The organism is Streptomyces globisporus, from assembly GCF_003501885.1.
Classification (GTDB): domain Bacteria; phylum Actinomycetota; class Actinomycetes; order Streptomycetales; family Streptomycetaceae; genus Streptomyces; species Streptomyces globisporus_D.
In genome coordinates, this window is the sequence record NZ_QWFA01000411.1 from 1 (window position 1) to 1534 (window position 1534).

Sequence of the window (1534 nt, forward strand, 5' to 3'; positions counted from 1 at the left end):
TGGCCCGCCGGGGCTCCTGGGGGTGGCCGGGCGGGGGGAGGCGGTTGCCGCAGTAGCGCTCAACGGCCTCGGCCACCGCGGCGATCCACGCGCCCCGGGGGTCACCGAACGTGGTGCCGAGCGAGACCCGGTCGGCCGGCCAGGCGCCGAGGCGGCGGGCGTCGGCGACGTCGGCGGTCATCGCGGTGTAGCGGGGCGGTGCACCTGTGGGGTGCTCGACGGGTGCGACGGCGCGGACGATCCCGCTGACGGGGTCGACGAGGGATTCGAGGGGCAGGGCGCTGGTCAACGGCATATCTCCGGTACGGGCTCGACGTAGCGGCGTCGGGCGACGACGGGCAGGTGGAGGGCGCTGCCCCGGGGGTTCACGCTGCGGCGGGACGGGACGAGCCGGGTGGCCGTGACCGGGTCGTCGCCGGTGTGCGGGTTGCGGGCGTGGGCGGGGAAGTGGTGTCCGGCGATCTCGGCCCGCAACCGGGTCCCGGCGGGCAGCCTGCGGCCCAGGGTGCCGAGCGGCACGGTGATGTCCGCGGCTTTGCCGGGCGGGCCGGTGCGCCGGACGATGCCGAAGGCCAGCGGATCGGCCCGGCCGGACGGGTCGAGCGCGGTCAGGCGTACGGCCCAGTCGGCCGAGGGGGTGTCGGCCGTGGCAGTGATTCGCGCGATGGCGGCCCCTGCCAGATCGAGCGGGCGGGGCAGTGGCGGCGAGAGCAGCAGACAGCGGTCGGCGGGGTGGCCGTCGACCGGGACGGCGAGGTCGTCGGAGCGCACGGGGCGCTGCGGGTCGGCGCTGAACTCGGCTCCGTGGAGCAGCCGTAGACCGGTGGACGAGCCGAAGGACCAGCGGCACTCGGCTGCGGGAGCGGTCCCGGGCCGGTGGGTGCCGCGCCCCCGGGTGGTGTGCCAACGGCCGCTGTCGCCGAGGGCGATGACCCCGTGCCGTGTCGACTCCAGGCGCCCGGCAAGGGCGGCGTGGGCCCACCGTACGTACAGCGCACCGAGGTTGAGGCGCGCGCGGGCCGGCACGGTCCGGTCGGCGGTGAGGTGGTGACCCCAGGGTCCGAGCAGCAGACGCGCAGGTCCGGCCCAGCCGCGCCAGAGGGCCACGGTGTCCTGGGCGAAGGGGTCGCGGGTGCCGCCGACGGCGAGCAGGGGAAGGCGGGCGGTGGAGCCGAGCGCGACGAGCCGTCCTCGTTCCCGGTCGGCCCAGAGCCGGGGCCAGGACGGCAGTTCACGCCCGAGCCCCTTGGCCAGCCGCTCCGCCAGACGGGCGACCGGGAGGTGTTCGAGCAGCCGGGGGTCGTCGGCGAGAGCGCGCTCCAGCGCGCCCGGCTCGGAGTCGTGGCGGTCGCCGTGGGCCGCCCACCAGCCGGCCCGGGCCCACAACCGCTCGGGCCCCCCGGGTTCGCGCGCGGTCTCGGTGAGCCCGAGCGCGGGCACGGCGGCGATGACGGCGTCGGGGACTCCGTCGCGTTGCACCGCACCAGGGGCGGCGTCGGGGACGCCGAGTGCGGTGACGAGGGCGCAGTACGCG

At 77.4% G+C, this 1534-nt stretch carries 1 protein-coding gene and 1 pseudogene; both read right to left on the bottom strand.

Features of this window, described 5'->3' with window-relative positions:
- Positions 1-289, bottom strand: a pseudogene (locus D3105_RS34035) (YcaO-like family protein); the annotation flags it as partial.
- The coding region (locus D3105_RS34040) for a CocE/NonD family hydrolase C-terminal non-catalytic domain-containing protein (RefSeq protein ID WP_240647143.1) at positions 286-1534 on the bottom strand (1249 nt) is incomplete at its 5' end. The pseudogene D3105_RS34035 and the gene D3105_RS34040, both read right to left, overlap by 4 nt.